This is a genomic window from Siminovitchia acidinfaciens, assembly GCF_003605385.1.
GTDB lineage: Bacteria > Bacillota > Bacilli > Bacillales > Bacillaceae_C > Siminovitchia > Siminovitchia acidinfaciens.
On the sequence record NZ_QYTV02000001.1, the window covers coordinates 514,951 to 529,300 of the forward strand.

Consider the following 14,350-nt stretch of genomic DNA (forward strand, 5'->3'; position numbering starts at 1 on the left):
CAAAAAGAGCGGCGATTAGTCACTCTTTTTTTATTATCCAATTTCCGGTAAGTAAATGTTGAGTTTCCAGTTAATTGAATCGACACTTCGCTTCTGAACAGATTCCTTTGCAAAGACAAACGACCATGGCATGGCTGAATCGGCTTCTATATGCAGGTCCGGTGCGAAGCTTTCTGTGGCAATAACTTCATTTTCATGATCTGTTATTTCCACTTTTACACACTTGATGTCCAATGGTTCGTGAGAGCTGTTCCTCAATAACACAGTTGCGACCACGCCGCCGTTCTTCTTATACTTTCCCCTGACTGGCACTGCCTCCAGGTCGATCTCCGATGGGGGCAATGAATTCAATATCTCCATGAATTCCTTTTTTTGTTCGTTGGTCAATTTATGTTCCCAAACGGGATGAAAAGATAATTTGCTCATGTACATCCTACCTTCCTTATTTTAAAAAGGGAAAAAAATATTCCAAAAGCAAGATAATGATGATAATAGCTCCAGCTTCAAAAATGGAAGTATAAATAGGAACATTTTTCTTGTCTTCAAATAAAGACGTATGATTTTTTATAAAAACGACAAGTGAAATGACGACAGTCAATTGAATGGGATCGATGAAACTTCCCTCCTCATAATGTACCCATATTCTAAGTGATTGTTTTCAAGTTGTACAGGGGTCAAAAACAGAGGAGGGATTTCGACATATTTCCCGAGAAATAATTCCCTTGATCCTCATATTTCCTGTCAATTCAATGAGGATTTTCCCTAGAATATCTTTAAATTCCCCCACCTGTTAGGCTAGGGTTTATCACCAACGAAAATTGATTGCGCTAAATGTTTATTATGTGGTTGGCATCTCTCGGACAAGCCCTTTTTTGATTAGTTCCAACTCCATCTTGAGATTCTCCAGTGACTCCTGATGTGACAAGTCATGAGCGAATGCCTCGACTAAATTACGAAACGTGATCGACGTGATAATCTGTAAGACGTGAAAAAGCTCCTTCTCGCTGGAGATGTTCAGTCTGCTTCTATCAATCAATGCGGCAGTTGCTCTGAAGTTTTCGCTGTTTTTACTATTGTCGCTGATTCTTCGCGCAAAGGAGCTTTCTATTTTTTGCGTCATGTTCAAGAAGGCATTTTTCAAGAAGTGGAAATGCTCCTCCTCATTGCACAGGCGTATAAAAAACTCCATGGCTGTCTCAAACAGGTCGCCATCATACATGCGCAGGATAGATAGGAAGTTGTATCTTTCCTGTTCCGCCAGTTCATTGAGTATAAAGAAGTAGGCATCGTCTTTGTCCTCGAAATATTGATAAAAACTTCCCCGTGGGATGCCAGCTTCCTTCACAATGTTGGAAATGGAAGCCTCAAACAGTGGTACTCTCGAAAATTCCCTTTTGAGCGCTTGAATCAATATTTCTTTTTTTTCATCCGGTAAATTGTAAAAAGTCAATTTTGGCATGATTTTTACTTCATCCTTTAATGCTATTTTCCCTGTTTTCTGCTTCCAAGAATTTCACAAAGTGGTTGATTGCCAGGCCCGGAGTCTCTTTTACCAGAGAGGTATATTTCCTTTTGAGGGAAGCGGGAGCGATATCACTTTTTTCAATTCGGCTGATGACATAATCCGCGCTGATTTTGTGAATTTCTTTCCGGTGGTGCTTCGCTTCCCTGGACAATGCCATACCGAGTGCCCCGAGCACAGCGTATAGAATGATGGTCAGTACCATGTTTTGTCTGTCAGGAATGAAAAACAAAATGGTCACCAGGTTGAAAACGGAAATCAAAATTAAAGGCAGTGCCCAAAATCCGTATCTGGACGATTTTTTTAATAAAGGCTGTATGAGTTCACTTAGATTTTCAAGCTCCCTCTGTATAAAAGGTGGGAGATTTGCCATTGGAAACATTGCTGTTTCACTCCTCTTTTGTTATTTAATGTAAAAGCTCATCCTATAATTGTAGCCCCGTCGAATAGATGGCTTTTTTCACTTTCATCATGCTTCTTGATCCGGCTCACCTGCTCGTGGATCTTTTCCATTTTTTCATCCAGCTTTAGTGCTGAAAACGCAGCTTCCGTCAATTCGTCTTTCAGCTCGATGGGTATATCGCCATCATATTTATAGTAGATTTTATGTTCAAGACTTGCCCAAAAATCCATGGCGATTGTACGTATCTGCACTTCTACATACACATGATCTTCTCTGTCGGACATAAAGACAGGAATCTGAATGATCATATGCAGGCTGCGATATCCATTGGGCTTGGGGTTCGTCACATAATCCTTTGTTTCAATCAATTTGATATCTTTTTGGCTTTGCAGCATATGGCTTATTTTATAAATGTCGGAAATGAACGAGCATGTGATTCGAACTCCAGCAATATCCCGGATGTTTTCCCTGATTGCCGGCAACGCCAGATCACTCCCTTTTCTATAAGCCTTGCTTATGATGCTGTCAGGTGATTTGAGCCGGGATGTGACGTGTTCAATCGGATTGTAATCGTCAATGTATTGAAATTCCTGTTTCAAAATATTAATTTTGGTATTCACTTCATCCATGGCAAATTTATAAGACATCATAAAGCGGACCAACGAATCTTTAAGGTTTTTCATATTGGCGAGGTCATTTGCTGCTATCGGTTCCATAAAACTGGCTCCTTTTGTGACACGTTGTCATATTCATTTTATATGACAACGTGTCACTCGTCAATTTTTTATGTAAATGAGTTGTTTCAAACAATAGAGTGACAGAATTGTAAAATTAAGGAAACAGCCAAGCCGAATGAACTATTTGTATGTGTTTGTCCAGTTAGGCCGTTCGTTTCGTTTTCGCTGAAACGGCTCCGAGAACACTTTGTAAATGCTATGATACTTTTGAAACTAAATTGTAAAAAAAGGGGACAATGGAATGAAACTTAAAAAGTTTGCCATGTTTATATTGGCGGTCCTTTTGCTTGGAGCATGCGGAAGCAAGGCCGATGATAAAAAAGAAGAGGCGAAACCGGCTGCAACAGAAGAAAAAACAGACAAAACTGAAGCTGTAGAAACGAATGCTGAGCAAAGAGATGGGGAAGAGGGATCTGCCGAAAAGGAAGACGATGGCTCGGTGTTGAATCCATATATCGCTGAGGATCTGGGCGCAGATGTTGAAGTTATTTTTACAAATAAAAACCCAGGATTGAAACATAAGTTCAGTGATGATGTAATCATTGAAATTGATGAGTACCAAATTGTCCATGTATCAAATATGAACGAATCAAGCAAGACGAACTTCGATGATGAGGGTGAAGGCTATGTCCTTACATATAAAATGACATTGGATAACAAATCCAAGGAAGACGTTTATTATGCAGGAGGGGTGTCCCTGTTGTCGGATGACGGAGCGGATTACATCATCCCTAGACGGCATCTTGTCGACCGAGATCAGTGGCTGAAGGATGACGATTCAGAAGATGTTTCACAATTCTCTAAAGGAAAGAGCTTTACTGGAATGAACGCCCATTCCATGACAAAAGCACAGTTTGATAAATTGAGCTCACCAACATTGAAAATTGATGCCTTATTCTTAAATAACGACACGTCCAAACGATTGGGCGAAGATGCTGTCTTTAAATTGCCGTTTAATGATAAGGGAGCTGAAAAAGCCGCAGCATCAGGAGAACAGTATCAGGATAAAATGGTGACAGACAATATTGCGGACAAGGAAATCTTTTTTGAGAAAACCGAGATCAATGAAACAAAAGAAATTGATGGTGTTAAAATTACGCTAGACGGCGTCCAATATGCAAACGTGACTCCAACAGATGGCCATGCGGAAAGATTTTCAAATTTTGGCGACAGCGGCCTGGTGGCAATCACTCTTAAAACAACAATCGAAAACGGCAGCGACACTCCTTTTGATAAATATTTGATCGATAGAAAATTAACAATTGATGAAAACCGTGGAACGATGTTCAACCAGGGAATGCTTGAGCCGAACTACTCCGGAACATTCAACCCTGAGGACAAAGATGAATTGCTCACAGTATTCCTGTTCAGAAAAGACGAGTTCGACATCTTTAAAAAGTTTGAATTACAAGTCGGACCGCTTAAAGATGAAAACGCAAAGGCGCTGTTTAAAGAAAAAACAGTCACATTCGAATTGCCAGTGAAGAAGTAGTCGGAAATGTAATCCGGTCCAAAGTGATCAAATCATTTTGGACCGGATTTTTTTGTGAAAAAGGGCTTGGACAAGGGTGGAGCGTGAAGAAGGTGTGAAAGGAGATAGGTGGGAGGAGCTATAGGCGATGATCGAGATTATGGTTTGAACGTGCATGTCCGGAATTGAATGTATGAACTCTCTTGTTCAATATTTGAATCCTGTCTTTTAAAAGTGCGAGCCTCGCAGTTCAACGTGCAAAGCCTATGTTTTATGTGTGAGCACCGTGGTTTACGTGCGAAATATCGGTATCAATGTTAGCCCCGCTGTGGAAAATGTAATGCCCGTTTTTAGCCATTAGAAGCCCGGACTCCAAGCGCTTAAACTAACTGCTCGGGTGTTCCACTACGATTCAACCTCTTGCAAAGTTCTCGATGGATGCATGATAATATTACTAGGGTTTTATTTACTTGAATTAGTAGCCGGAGAGGATTTGATCACGTGAGTATACCTAGAGCATTATCAATCGCAGGTTCTGCTGCAAGGGGAGGCGCAGGAATCCAGGCGGACTTAAAGACGTTCCAGGAGATGGACGTGTTTGGGCTTAGTTCTATCACGGCAATTGTTGCGACCCATCCACGCATGGATCAGGGCGTTTTCCCGTTAAAATTGGATGCAATTGAAGCGCAGGTGTACACGGCGCTGCGCGATATTGGAGCGGATGCGATAAAAACGGGGATGCTTTTTACAGAGGAAATTATCACACATGTGGCCAAGTGGATTGAGGAATCGGATACGTCTAATATCGTTGTGGACCCGGTCATGATCGGTAAAATGGGTTCGGCGTTGTTAAAAGACGATGCCATTGAGGCTGTAAAAACCAAATTGATACCATTAGCCACAATCATTACGCCAAATATGCCGGAGGCTGCGCGACTGATGGAAACGGATCAGCAGCTCAATTCGGTTGATGACTTGAAGCAAGCGGCGGAAGAGTTGCAAAAACTTGGTCCCAAGTATGTTCTTGTAAAAGGCGGCCGTCTGGAAGGACCGGCGGTTGATGTATTATTTGATGGGAACGAATTCCGTATTCTTGAAGCTCCGCGGATTGATACCATCCATACAAATGGAGCGGGATGCAGCTATTCCGCAGCCATTACGGCCCAATTGGCGAAAGGCAAAACAGTCCCTGAAGCCGTAGAAGAGGCAAAGAAATTCATTACAGCCGCCATTCGCCACTCCATCACATTCAGGCGCGGCGTCGGTCCCACCTACCATGCCGCCTATCAGAAGTACGGAGAAACAGGTGTCAATGTCACGGTGGAATAATAAACGAAGGAAGCCAGTTCCAATTTTGGAGCTGGCTTTTTATGATGAAAAATTATTGATGTCTCTACGATTGAATCGACGGTTCTCCAGTGCCCTAACTCGTGTCAGCTGAAAAAAGCAACAGGTCCCTCATAGTCTATACTTGTCCCCTAATTGGCCAACCTGCCTTCGTCATCAATGCTCAAAATGATTTAGACCAAAAACTGGGTCATCGCCCCCGGCGCGGCTGCTTATTTCATTTTTCCCCGCTGGTTATACAGAACAAAAAGCAGCAAAAGCATCACGATATCCAGCCTTGCAGCAAATGCAAACTTCATAAATCCCTCTGAATACAACGGAATTTTTGTTAACATCAACGCCGCCACCATGATTCCCATTAATGGAATTGTGGCAAGCCTTGCTCCCTTGTTCATTAAAATTAAAATGCCGCATACGATTTCCACCACAGCGACCACCATAATCAGCTGTTTGGGAAACGGCAGCCTTAGTTGGATGAACGTGTTTGCAAGGTCTGGACTCAAGAATTTCATGGCACCGGAAGTGATGAAGACATAGGCGACCGCCCATCTTACCAAAGTGGTCATTTGCATCCCCCCTCATAATTTATATGTTCAGGGCCGGACAAACATTGCAAAAAGAGCTAATCCACATTTTTGGACAACTAATTTGCAAAAATTGATGAATTTAGCGTCCCTCCTTTATGCCGATTTGCATAAGCTAATACATGTATTAAAAGCAAGGGGTGTGAAAGAAGAATGGGGTTATACTTCAATGAAGAGGAACACCCGTATATTTATCAAAGTAACGAAGATATCGATGAGCCCAACCAATCAGTTGCTAACATAGATGAATGGTCCGAATTCATGGAGGCACAGAAAAAAGCCAATTACATTTTGCAGAAATCCTTTATGGATTTAAATAGATTAGTTGAACATCAGGAAAAGGTGCGAAAGAATCAATGGAAGAAAATCTCCTATCAGTTGAAAGATTTGAGAAGATATGACAGAAAACAAGATGAAGTCCATGAAAATGTAAAGGAGCATCTAACGGGGATTGATGAAAAAAACCGCAGACTGGAAGAAATGCTGGAACAGGAAACTCTTTTTAAAAAAGAAGTCATGGAACAGCTTTTACAGGTAGGCGGAACGAATGAGGAAATTGAAAAGCGCTTGAAATCCGTGGAAGCCGCCAATGCAGAGCTTTTAACGAAATTGAATGATCAGCAAGAATTTCAAAGGGAGATGACTGAACAAATTTCGAAACAGGAGGAAAGGCACCAGGAAGTGATTGGCCGATTGGATAACCAAGAAGCGATCACTGAAAAAATCCTGAGGCAAGTGATAAATATCCGGTCCATCCTGTTCGAAAGGGCCAATTATCTTGCTGAAAAAATTGAAAACAGCTACCAGCTCACTTCCTCTTATGTTTACAAACTTATGACCGGCTCTGTAGAGCCGTTGCAGCTTTTTCTGCTTAAACAAAAAGAGAAAAGGAAGGAAAAGGAAGAAAGTAATGACTAAAAAAATAAAATGAAATCTCGAATATTGGATATAAATAGATCCGGTATTCGATTTTTTTGTGTTTTCTTTTGAAGTTTCTCATTTATAATAAAATGCTTAGGATATTCAAGTGGTTGGAAAAAGTTGAATATTGATTTTTATATTTGATTAATTCTTAATTTTAGTACAGGGGAGGTTTTGGTTTTTATGAAATCTAGAGTCGTTAAGGATTTTATGGAAAGGTACGAATGCATGTTAAAAGCCGATATGTCTTATGCCGAAGCTGTCTCTATACTGGCAGAAAAGGGGATTGATTATGCACCTGTGATCAATGATGAAAAACAATATGCAGGTATATTTGCAACGACAGCAAAGACCGCTGTCCAATCAAAATCAAAGCAGACGGTAAAGGACCTCATGTATACGGATTTGCCGGCATTATCCCCATTTGCTTTTATAGAAGAAGTTCAATTTCGGCAGTTTCCTTTGCCTGTCTTACCTGTAGTGGAAAGCAATGTCCTGTTGGGGGTCATTACAGAAAAAAGTATGAATGAGCAGCTTTCATTTCTTTTAACTCATGAGAGGAATAAAGCAAATCAACTAAACTCAGAAATTATGCTTCTGCAGAAAAGTTTTAATGAATTAAACGAAATGCTTGAACACTCCTATGACGGGTTTGCGATTACAAACAATGAGGGCATTACGATCAGGGTCAATAAGGCATGGGACAGGCTTACTGGATTGAAGCGGGAGGATGTTATCGGGATTCCGCTGGAGCATCTTGTGGAAACAGGGTATTTCAGTGATTCGGTGACAATGAAAGTGATTCAGACGAAAAAGCCGACGACTATTATTCAAAAGATGAAATCCGGCAAGCAGGCGATGATGACAGGTAGCCCTGTCTTCGATGAAAATGGGCAATTATATCAAGTCATTATTAATATTCGGGATATAACTGAGCTTCATCAATTAAAAGAAAGTCTTGAAAGCAAAGAGAAGCTTGCTGAAAGATATCAACATGAAATTTCTCAAATCAGATTGAAACAGACAAATGAAGACAGCATCATTGCAGAAAGCAGAGTAATGCAAGACTTGCTGGATCTGGCCTCGCGTGTAGCAAGGGTGGAAAGTACGGTTTTATTAACAGGTGAGTCTGGTGTAGGTAAAGGGGTAATTGCAAGATTTATCCACCAAAACAGCCTAAGAGGGCCCGATCAGCCTTTTATTATAGTAAACTGCGGTGCTATCCCGCAGGAATTATTGGAGTCGGAGCTGTTTGGGTATGTAGGTGGGGCATTCACTGGTGCCAACAGAAACGGAAAGCCGGGCATGTTTGAACTGGCTGATGGCGGGACATTGTTTTTAGATGAAATTGCTGAACTTCCGCTTAAACTGCAAGTGAAACTTTTGCACGTCATTCAAGAGAAGGAAGTGACGAGAGTGGGAGGAACCAAACCAATCAAGTTGAATGTCCGTCTTATTTCTGCAACAAATAAAGATTTATTGAGACTGATTGATGAAGAGAAATTCAGGGAGGATCTATATTACCGCCTGAATGTTGTTCCGCTTTCCATTCCTCCGCTGCGGGCTAGAGTAGAAGACATTCTTCCGCTTTCGGCGCATTATCTGAATTTATACAATAAAAAATACTCGCTCAATAAAATTATTTCGAATGAGTTGATGGACATTTTACTGACATATAAGTGGCCCGGCAATATTCGGGAACTGGCAAATGTAATCGAGCGAATGGTCGTTACGGCCAGCGCTGACATTTTGACTCCAGAAAGATTTCCGAATAATTCCAATCATCGTGCTGTTGGATTAAAGAATCATCCTATGAAAGAAAATAATCAGCCTTTACCTTCACTCCAGCAAGCGAACGATCAAATGGAGTTTGAATTGATCAGCCGGGCATTGGAAATTGGAAAAACACAGGCAAAGGCGGCAGACCTATTGGGAATCAGCTTGAGAACTTTAATTAGAAAAATGAAAAGGCTTAACTTCAAATAAGTGTCATTTGTGACATGCCACATTTGTCATATGCGTCAAATGTGGCATATGATTTTTGAGGAAAATTTGTATTTTACCGCTTTTTGATAGAGTAAGAAAATATTAAATCAGACGAAATATTTTGTTCGAATTAAGAATTATTATGTCTAGCTCCGACGTACAGAAAGTGCTAGTGCCACCGAAGCGACAGGACAAGGAAAGCTTCGGCAGCGTTACATCGCACGAAGAAAAAGCGTAGCTTTTTCGAGGATGTCGCGGTCTGAGGCGGCCAGGCGCCATCGGCTCGAGGTCACAAGTAGCAAGGAAGTTTATTCAGGAAGAATGTGCTCCTGCGGCACAGCTTATTCGAGGAAGCGTATGCTTCCCTCGTCGCAAAGCCGCTTGAAGCATATTCATGGAGGCTTCACATGAGGTATTAAAAGTTAGTAGCTTTGCTGTGGTGGCTGAGGAACTCCCTCATCAAAATTCGCCTTGTGCTTGTCGCCGATAGGCGGGCGCCTTCTGCTTTTCTTATAGTTGGCATCATTCTTGCAATTAACTTATTTGCAAGACGAACAAACAGGAGGGTAGTGGAATGACAAAAAATTATTGGGATTGGAAGCCCGTTTTTCATATGGATCCATATAAAAGTGCTTTACTCGTTATCGATATGCAAAATGCTTTTTTGGAAAAAGGATCCCCATTGGAAGTGCCGATGGCTCGAGAGCAGGTCCCTGTTTTTAAAAAAATGCTCTCTTATTGCCGAGAGCAGGGCATTCCCGTCATATATACAGAGTTTTGCATAGGACCCGATTTTCATTATAAGTTTTATTGGAAAAATGCGGAACAAAGAGGTCTGAGAGTCGAAGCGCCATATTGCGAGTTGTGGGATGGAAAGTATGAAACAGAAATTTACCATGAGTTAAAACCGCTTCCAAGTGAAAAGGTTATCAAAAAGTTTGGGTATGATTGTTTTGCTGAAACAGATCTGGACTCGGTCCTGAAAAGCCTAGGTGTCTCCAACTTGATTGTGACAGGAACGGTTTTGAATTGGTGTGTGGACAGTACAGTCCGCGCTGCCTATCACAAACACTATGATGTCACTGTTATTTCAGATGCGGTCAGTTCTTATGATCATGCGGGAGGCACGGCAGAAGATTGGTGCAAGATGGAGCTTAATCTTATTGCCGAGGCATTCGGAAGAGTGGTTTCTTCCGATGATGCTATCGAAGAAATGAACAGCTTTCAACAACAGGAAGCCAGAAGTATTTAATTTTAATACTTATAAAATGGAGGTGCCATGCTGATGACAATTACAGCTTTGACAAATATCGGCACAATTGTAAGTGGTGATATTCATCATCCAATCATCGAAGGAGACACAATTATCGTCCAGGATGGAGTAATAGAGGCTGCCGGGACAGTTGACATTTTAGAAAGCTACCAAGTGGACGTATGGATTGATGTCCAGGGAGCGACAGTCATTCCCGGTTTGATCGATAGCCATACACACCCTGTGCTTGGTGACTACACACCGAGGCAAAACAGCTTCAACTTTCTTGAAGGCTCGGTGCATGGCGGTGTCACATCTATTATTTCGGCTGGTGAAGTGCACACTCCGGGAAGGCCGACAGATCCTGCAGGCGTAAAGGCCCTTGCAGTTCTTACACATAAATCTTTTACTAAATTCCGTCCAAAGGGCATAAAAGTCCATGCGGGTGCCCTTATCCTCGAAAAAGGATTGGTTGAAGAAGACTTTAAAGAATTGGCTGATGAAGGGCTTTGGCTTGTTGGTGAAGTGGGCCTTGGAAGTATAAAAGAGGCCCACGATGCGGTACCAATGGTGGAATGGGCTAAAAAATACGGTATGAAGGTCGCTATGCATACTGGCGGCATCTCGATTCCAGGAAGTTCAATCGTGACAGCGGAAATGGTCATGAACGTGTCACCGACATTGTCTTCGCATACAAATGGCGGGCCAACAGCGATCTCTATCGAAGAAATCGACAAGCTGATCGATGAAAGTGACATGCCACTGGAAATCGTCCAGTGCGGCAATATGAAAGCGGCAGATCATATTGCCCGGAGCTTAAAGGAAAAAGGCCAGCTTGACCGCCTTATCCTCGGAACGGATGCACCTTCTGGAAGCGGAGTCATGCCGCTTGGCATGTTAAGGACCATCGTTCAAACAGCAGCCCTTTCAGACATCCCTGGAGAGCAGGTGATTGCCTGTGCTACAGGGAACACAGCCAAAGTTTTTGAATTGAATACTTCCATGATTGCTGCTGGAAGAGAGGCTGACCTTGTAGTTATTGACTCGCCAATCGGTTCATCAGGCGAAGATGCTTTGTCCGCAATTGAATGCGGTGATATTCCTGCGGTCTCCATGGTAATGATTGATGGAGAAGTCCGCGTCAACAAAAGCAGGAACACTCCGCCGTCAGCAAGGCAGCCAATCTATGAAACAGGAAGAGCACTAACCAATTAAACAACTGTAATTGACTAAAAAGGAGATAGTGAAAATGGAAATCAGAAAAATCTATACAATGGTTGAAGAAATATATAGTGATCAAGGACAAAAGGTTGATACTCCGTTAAGAAAGGTAGCAGTCGTGGCAGTTGTAAAAAATCCGTATGCAGGGATGTATCAAGAGGATTTAAGCTATCTCATTGAGGAAAGTAAAGAAATCGGACGAAAAATCAGCGTGATGGCTGTTGAAGCAATGGGAGATTACCCTGTAGAAAGCTATGGTAAAGGTGCTTTAGTAGGGCTTGCCGGCGAGCAGGAACATGGTGTAGCGATGTTGACTAATATTTTTGGTGAAGAGCTGCGTGATGCAGTAGGAGGCGGAGTTGCCTGGATTCCATCAATGAAAAAGAAAGGTGCCGCAGGGGCAATGATTGATGTGCCGCTTGCTCATAAAGACGCATTATATGTCCGTTCCCATCTGGATGGTATGACTCTTACTTTAAGTGATGCTCCACTGGATGATGAAATTGCAATCATCTCTGTCATTGCAAATGGAGGCCGCCCTAACTCAAGACTTGGCGGGCTGTTAAAAGAAGATATCGAAGGAAAAGATGGCTTAAGATAATTGATCTGATTTTGTGACTGAGTGCTGGATACAGGCTGCTTGAATATCTCTAATCGAGAGATAAGTAGCCTGCCAGTATCAAAAAAATAAATGGGGGTGTAGTTTATGAAAGAGAAAGTTGAATCAATCCCACAGGATCCGGCTTTTGAATATGCTTTTGAGAAAGTGCCTGAGGATAAAAGAAAGAATTTGCTGAGTTTAACAGTTGTTTTAGCTGGTTTTCCAATCGCATTATCCAACTTTATCATCGGCGGGATTGTAGCCTCTCAATTACCATTCGCCAAAGCTATGCTGGCATTGGTAGTAGGTAATCTTGTTTTGATGGCAGTTGTAATATTTATGGGAATGTTGGCTTCAAAAGAAGGACTTTCAAGTACATTTTTGTCCAGGAATGCTTTTGGAAAAATTGGCTCGTATATATTTTCCGTACTGCTATTTTTGTCAGCGCTCACATGGATTTCCATGAATGGTGATATATTTTCTCGATTAGTCAGCTCTCTGTTTTCCTGGTGGCCGATACCAATTCCGCTGACAGCAGCAATCGTAGTGTTCTTATGGCTTTTATCAGCCATGAGGGGATATAAAGGGTTAGCATTAATGAGCAACATCGGAGTGCCTGCTGCTATATTGCTATCCATATTCGGAGTAGTATTTGTTGCATCTTCTGAAGGCGGCTTATCAAGTGTTGTCAACTACGTTCCTGAAAACTCAATGACATTTACAGCGGCTACTGCTGCGATTGTAGGCGGATGGATTTATGGCGCAACAATTACAGCGGATGTGACCCGCTTTGCCAAAAGGAAAACTCACGTTGTCATTGCGGGGATTATTGCTTTCTCTATTGGGTGCTTAGGATTTCAGATCGCCGGAGCTGTTGTTGCTATCAGTACTGGTGAAACAGACTTTATTCAGGCAATGATCCAGTCTGGACTTGGGTTTATCGCATTTATCACAGCGGTATTCTGTTTGTGGACGACTGAAGACAAAGAAATTTATACAGGAAGCTTGGCGCTTCAAAATATCATCAAAGAGACTAAGCTCCATGGGAAAGTGAAGCATAAGCATACAGCAACAATTGTAGCGACAGCTGCTGCCGTTTTTGCGGCAGGAGGTATCTTCGCATACATCATGCCGATCATTCAATTCTTATCCATATTAATCCCGCCAATCCCAGGAATTATCATTGCCGAAGGGTTTTTTATAAAAAAATCCAAAAGTGAATCGTGGATTAATAAAAGCGCATTATTCGCTTGGATCATCGGGGGAATTTTAAGTTATATTTCATTGAAGACAAACTTCTTCATCTCACCGCTTGTAGGGCTGCTGTCCGCGGGAATGTTCTATATCTTGTTTGAAAAAATGAAAAATTATAAGGCTGGTTCTGAAATAAAAGTTCAAGATAAAGCAAGCTAGTAATTTATTCAAATTATTAATGGAATATTCCGATTTTTAAAAGACGATATGCGTAAAGCGTATCGTCTTTTTCATTAAAAAATACATAAATGATTCATGCTGTGTCCGGGACGGGGCATGCTAAATTTGAAGTATACACTTGAAGGAGGAAATTCAAAATGAAAAGGCTCACTACATATGTTCTTGCAGCAATCGTTGCCCTTGGGCTCATTGTCGGCATGGGAGCTGCCGTGTCCGCAGAAATGCATGACACGGAGTGGGGAGAACGGCAATTTAAAAACGACCCGGAAATGACGAAGAAGTATGCGGAAATGCTGGGGATTGATACGGAAGGCAAGGATACGGAAACACTGAATAAGGAAATCCGCGAAGTTTATATCAAGAAGCATGCGGAAGGATTGGGCATTTCGACTAAAGGAAAAAGCACCGATCAGCTGGAGAAAGAGGTTGAAAAGGTTTGGGTGACAAGGATAGCACAGCAATATGGAATCAGTACCCAGGGCAAGGACATCAAGACCCTTAAGAAAGAAATCAAAGAGGTCAAGGTGAAAAAAGAAGCCGCTGACCTGGGTATTTCCAGTGAAGGCAAAACAGTGAAAGAGCTGACCTACGAGGTACGAAAAACGCAGATACTAAAGTATGCAAAACAATTTGGGATTGAAACCGAGGGAAGGGATCTTCGCGAGGTGGCAATAGACGTAAGAAAAGCGATGATCCACAATGCCGCGAAGAAACTGGGCGTCGATACAGATGGAAAAACTGACCAGGAAATTTTCCATGAAATTATGATCAACCATGGGGAAAAAGCGAGGGAAATGAAATTGTTCCCATTTAAGGAAGAAATGATCATGCCGAAGGGTCACCCAGGCATGTAAAAGCTGCTTGCAAGTGG

Annotated in this window: 14 protein-coding genes; 9 read left to right on the top strand and 5 right to left on the bottom strand. The window is 42.0% G+C overall.

The window, feature by feature from the left end:
- Positions 1-33 precede the first annotated feature (33 nt).
- The 4 genes from D4T97_RS02360 to D4T97_RS02375 form a co-directional block, all read right to left on the bottom strand.
- Positions 34-426 carry an SLAP domain-containing protein gene (locus D4T97_RS02360; protein ID WP_164525442.1) on the bottom strand — a complete coding sequence of 131 codons (393 nt, stop codon included), beginning with the start codon at positions 424-426 and terminating at the stop codon, positions 34-36.
- Between the two features lie 412 nt (positions 427-838).
- Positions 839-1,459: a TetR/AcrR family transcriptional regulator gene (locus D4T97_RS02365; RefSeq protein WP_126047266.1), complete on the bottom strand. Its 621-nt coding sequence runs from the start codon at positions 1,457-1,459 to the stop codon at positions 839-841.
- Positions 1,460-1,469: 10 nt separating this feature from the next.
- Entirely contained in the window at positions 1,470-1,904 is a 435-nt protein-coding gene (locus tag D4T97_RS02370) for a DUF5392 family protein (RefSeq protein WP_126047268.1), read from the bottom strand.
- Between the two features lie 38 nt (positions 1,905-1,942).
- On the bottom strand, positions 1,943-2,641 hold the full coding sequence (locus D4T97_RS02375; RefSeq protein ID WP_126047269.1) for a GTP pyrophosphokinase: 699 nt from the start codon (positions 2,639-2,641) through the stop codon (positions 1,943-1,945).
- Positions 2,642-2,903: 262 nt separating this feature from the next.
- On the opposite strand from D4T97_RS02375, the gene D4T97_RS02380 reads away from it, so the two are divergent.
- Entirely contained in the window at positions 2,904-4,154 is a 1,251-nt protein-coding gene (locus D4T97_RS02380; protein WP_126047270.1) for a DUF5068 domain-containing protein, read from the top strand.
- 480 nt (positions 4,155-4,634) lie between these two features.
- Entirely contained in the window at positions 4,635-5,462 is an 828-nt protein-coding gene (gene thiD / locus D4T97_RS02385; RefSeq protein ID WP_126047271.1) for a bifunctional hydroxymethylpyrimidine kinase/phosphomethylpyrimidine kinase, read from the top strand.
- A 230-nt stretch (positions 5,463-5,692) separates the two neighbouring features.
- Here the strand turns inward: thiD and D4T97_RS02390 are convergent, their stop codons facing one another.
- Positions 5,693-6,046, bottom strand: a complete 354-nt coding sequence (locus D4T97_RS02390; RefSeq protein WP_126047272.1) for a DoxX family protein — start codon at positions 6,044-6,046, stop codon at positions 5,693-5,695.
- A 171-nt stretch (positions 6,047-6,217) separates the two neighbouring features.
- On the opposite strand from D4T97_RS02390, the gene D4T97_RS02395 reads away from it, so the two are divergent.
- The 7 genes from D4T97_RS02395 to D4T97_RS02425 all read left to right on the top strand — a co-directional run bounded on the left by D4T97_RS02395 (position 6,218) and on the right by D4T97_RS02425 (position 14,333).
- Entirely contained in the window at positions 6,218-6,982 is a 765-nt protein-coding gene (locus D4T97_RS02395) for a hypothetical protein (RefSeq protein WP_126047273.1), read from the top strand.
- A 186-nt stretch (positions 6,983-7,168) separates the two neighbouring features.
- Entirely contained in the window at positions 7,169-8,971 is a 1,803-nt protein-coding gene (locus tag D4T97_RS02400; RefSeq protein WP_126047274.1) for a sigma 54-interacting transcriptional regulator, read from the top strand.
- Positions 8,972-9,545: 574 nt separating this feature from the next.
- Complete coding sequence (locus D4T97_RS02405; RefSeq protein WP_126047275.1) at positions 9,546-10,223, top strand: cysteine hydrolase family protein; 678 nt, start codon at positions 9,546-9,548, stop codon at positions 10,221-10,223.
- Positions 10,224-10,256: 33 nt separating this feature from the next.
- Entirely contained in the window at positions 10,257-11,438 is a 1,182-nt protein-coding gene (locus D4T97_RS02410) for an amidohydrolase family protein (RefSeq protein ID WP_126047276.1), read from the top strand.
- Between the two features lie 34 nt (positions 11,439-11,472).
- Positions 11,473-12,045, top strand: coding sequence for an amino acid synthesis family protein (locus D4T97_RS02415; RefSeq protein WP_126047278.1), 573 nt, complete (start codon positions 11,473-11,475; stop codon positions 12,043-12,045).
- 105 nt (positions 12,046-12,150) lie between these two features.
- Positions 12,151-13,458: a purine-cytosine permease family protein gene (locus D4T97_RS02420; protein ID WP_126047280.1), complete on the top strand. Its 1,308-nt coding sequence runs from the start codon at positions 12,151-12,153 to the stop codon at positions 13,456-13,458.
- 158 nt (positions 13,459-13,616) lie between these two features.
- Entirely contained in the window at positions 13,617-14,333 is a 717-nt protein-coding gene (locus D4T97_RS02425; protein ID WP_126047282.1) for a hypothetical protein, read from the top strand.
- The last annotated feature ends 17 nt before the right edge of the window (positions 14,334-14,350 follow it).

Excerpts from the sequence above, each read along its gene's own strand:
- D4T97_RS02360 (WP_164525442.1), bottom strand. The coding sequence starts at position 426 with ATGAGCAAATTATCTTTTCATCCCGTTTGGGAACATAAATTGACCAAC.
- D4T97_RS02415 (WP_126047278.1), top strand. The coding sequence starts at position 11,473 with ATGGAAATCAGAAAAATCTATACAATGGTTGAAGAAATATATAGTGAT.
- D4T97_RS02390 (WP_126047272.1), bottom strand. The coding sequence starts at position 6,046 with ATGACCACTTTGGTAAGATGGGCGGTCGCCTATGTCTTCATCACTTCC.
- D4T97_RS02365 (WP_126047266.1), bottom strand. The coding sequence starts at position 1,459 with ATGCCAAAATTGACTTTTTACAATTTACCGGATGAAAAAAAAGAAATA.
- D4T97_RS02400 (WP_126047274.1), top strand. The coding sequence starts at position 7,169 with ATGAAATCTAGAGTCGTTAAGGATTTTATGGAAAGGTACGAATGCATG.
- D4T97_RS02425 (WP_126047282.1), top strand. The coding sequence starts at position 13,617 with ATGAAAAGGCTCACTACATATGTTCTTGCAGCAATCGTTGCCCTTGGG.
- D4T97_RS02410 (WP_126047276.1), top strand. The coding sequence starts at position 10,257 with ATGACAATTACAGCTTTGACAAATATCGGCACAATTGTAAGTGGTGAT.
- D4T97_RS02380 (WP_126047270.1), top strand. The coding sequence starts at position 2,904 with ATGAAACTTAAAAAGTTTGCCATGTTTATATTGGCGGTCCTTTTGCTT.
- D4T97_RS02420 (WP_126047280.1), top strand. The coding sequence starts at position 12,151 with ATGAAAGAGAAAGTTGAATCAATCCCACAGGATCCGGCTTTTGAATAT.
- D4T97_RS02395 (WP_126047273.1), top strand. The coding sequence starts at position 6,218 with ATGGGGTTATACTTCAATGAAGAGGAACACCCGTATATTTATCAAAGT.
- D4T97_RS02370 (WP_126047268.1), bottom strand. The coding sequence starts at position 1,904 with ATGTTTCCAATGGCAAATCTCCCACCTTTTATACAGAGGGAGCTTGAA.
- D4T97_RS02375 (WP_126047269.1), bottom strand. The coding sequence starts at position 2,641 with ATGGAACCGATAGCAGCAAATGACCTCGCCAATATGAAAAACCTTAAA.
- D4T97_RS02405 (WP_126047275.1), top strand. The coding sequence starts at position 9,546 with ATGACAAAAAATTATTGGGATTGGAAGCCCGTTTTTCATATGGATCCA.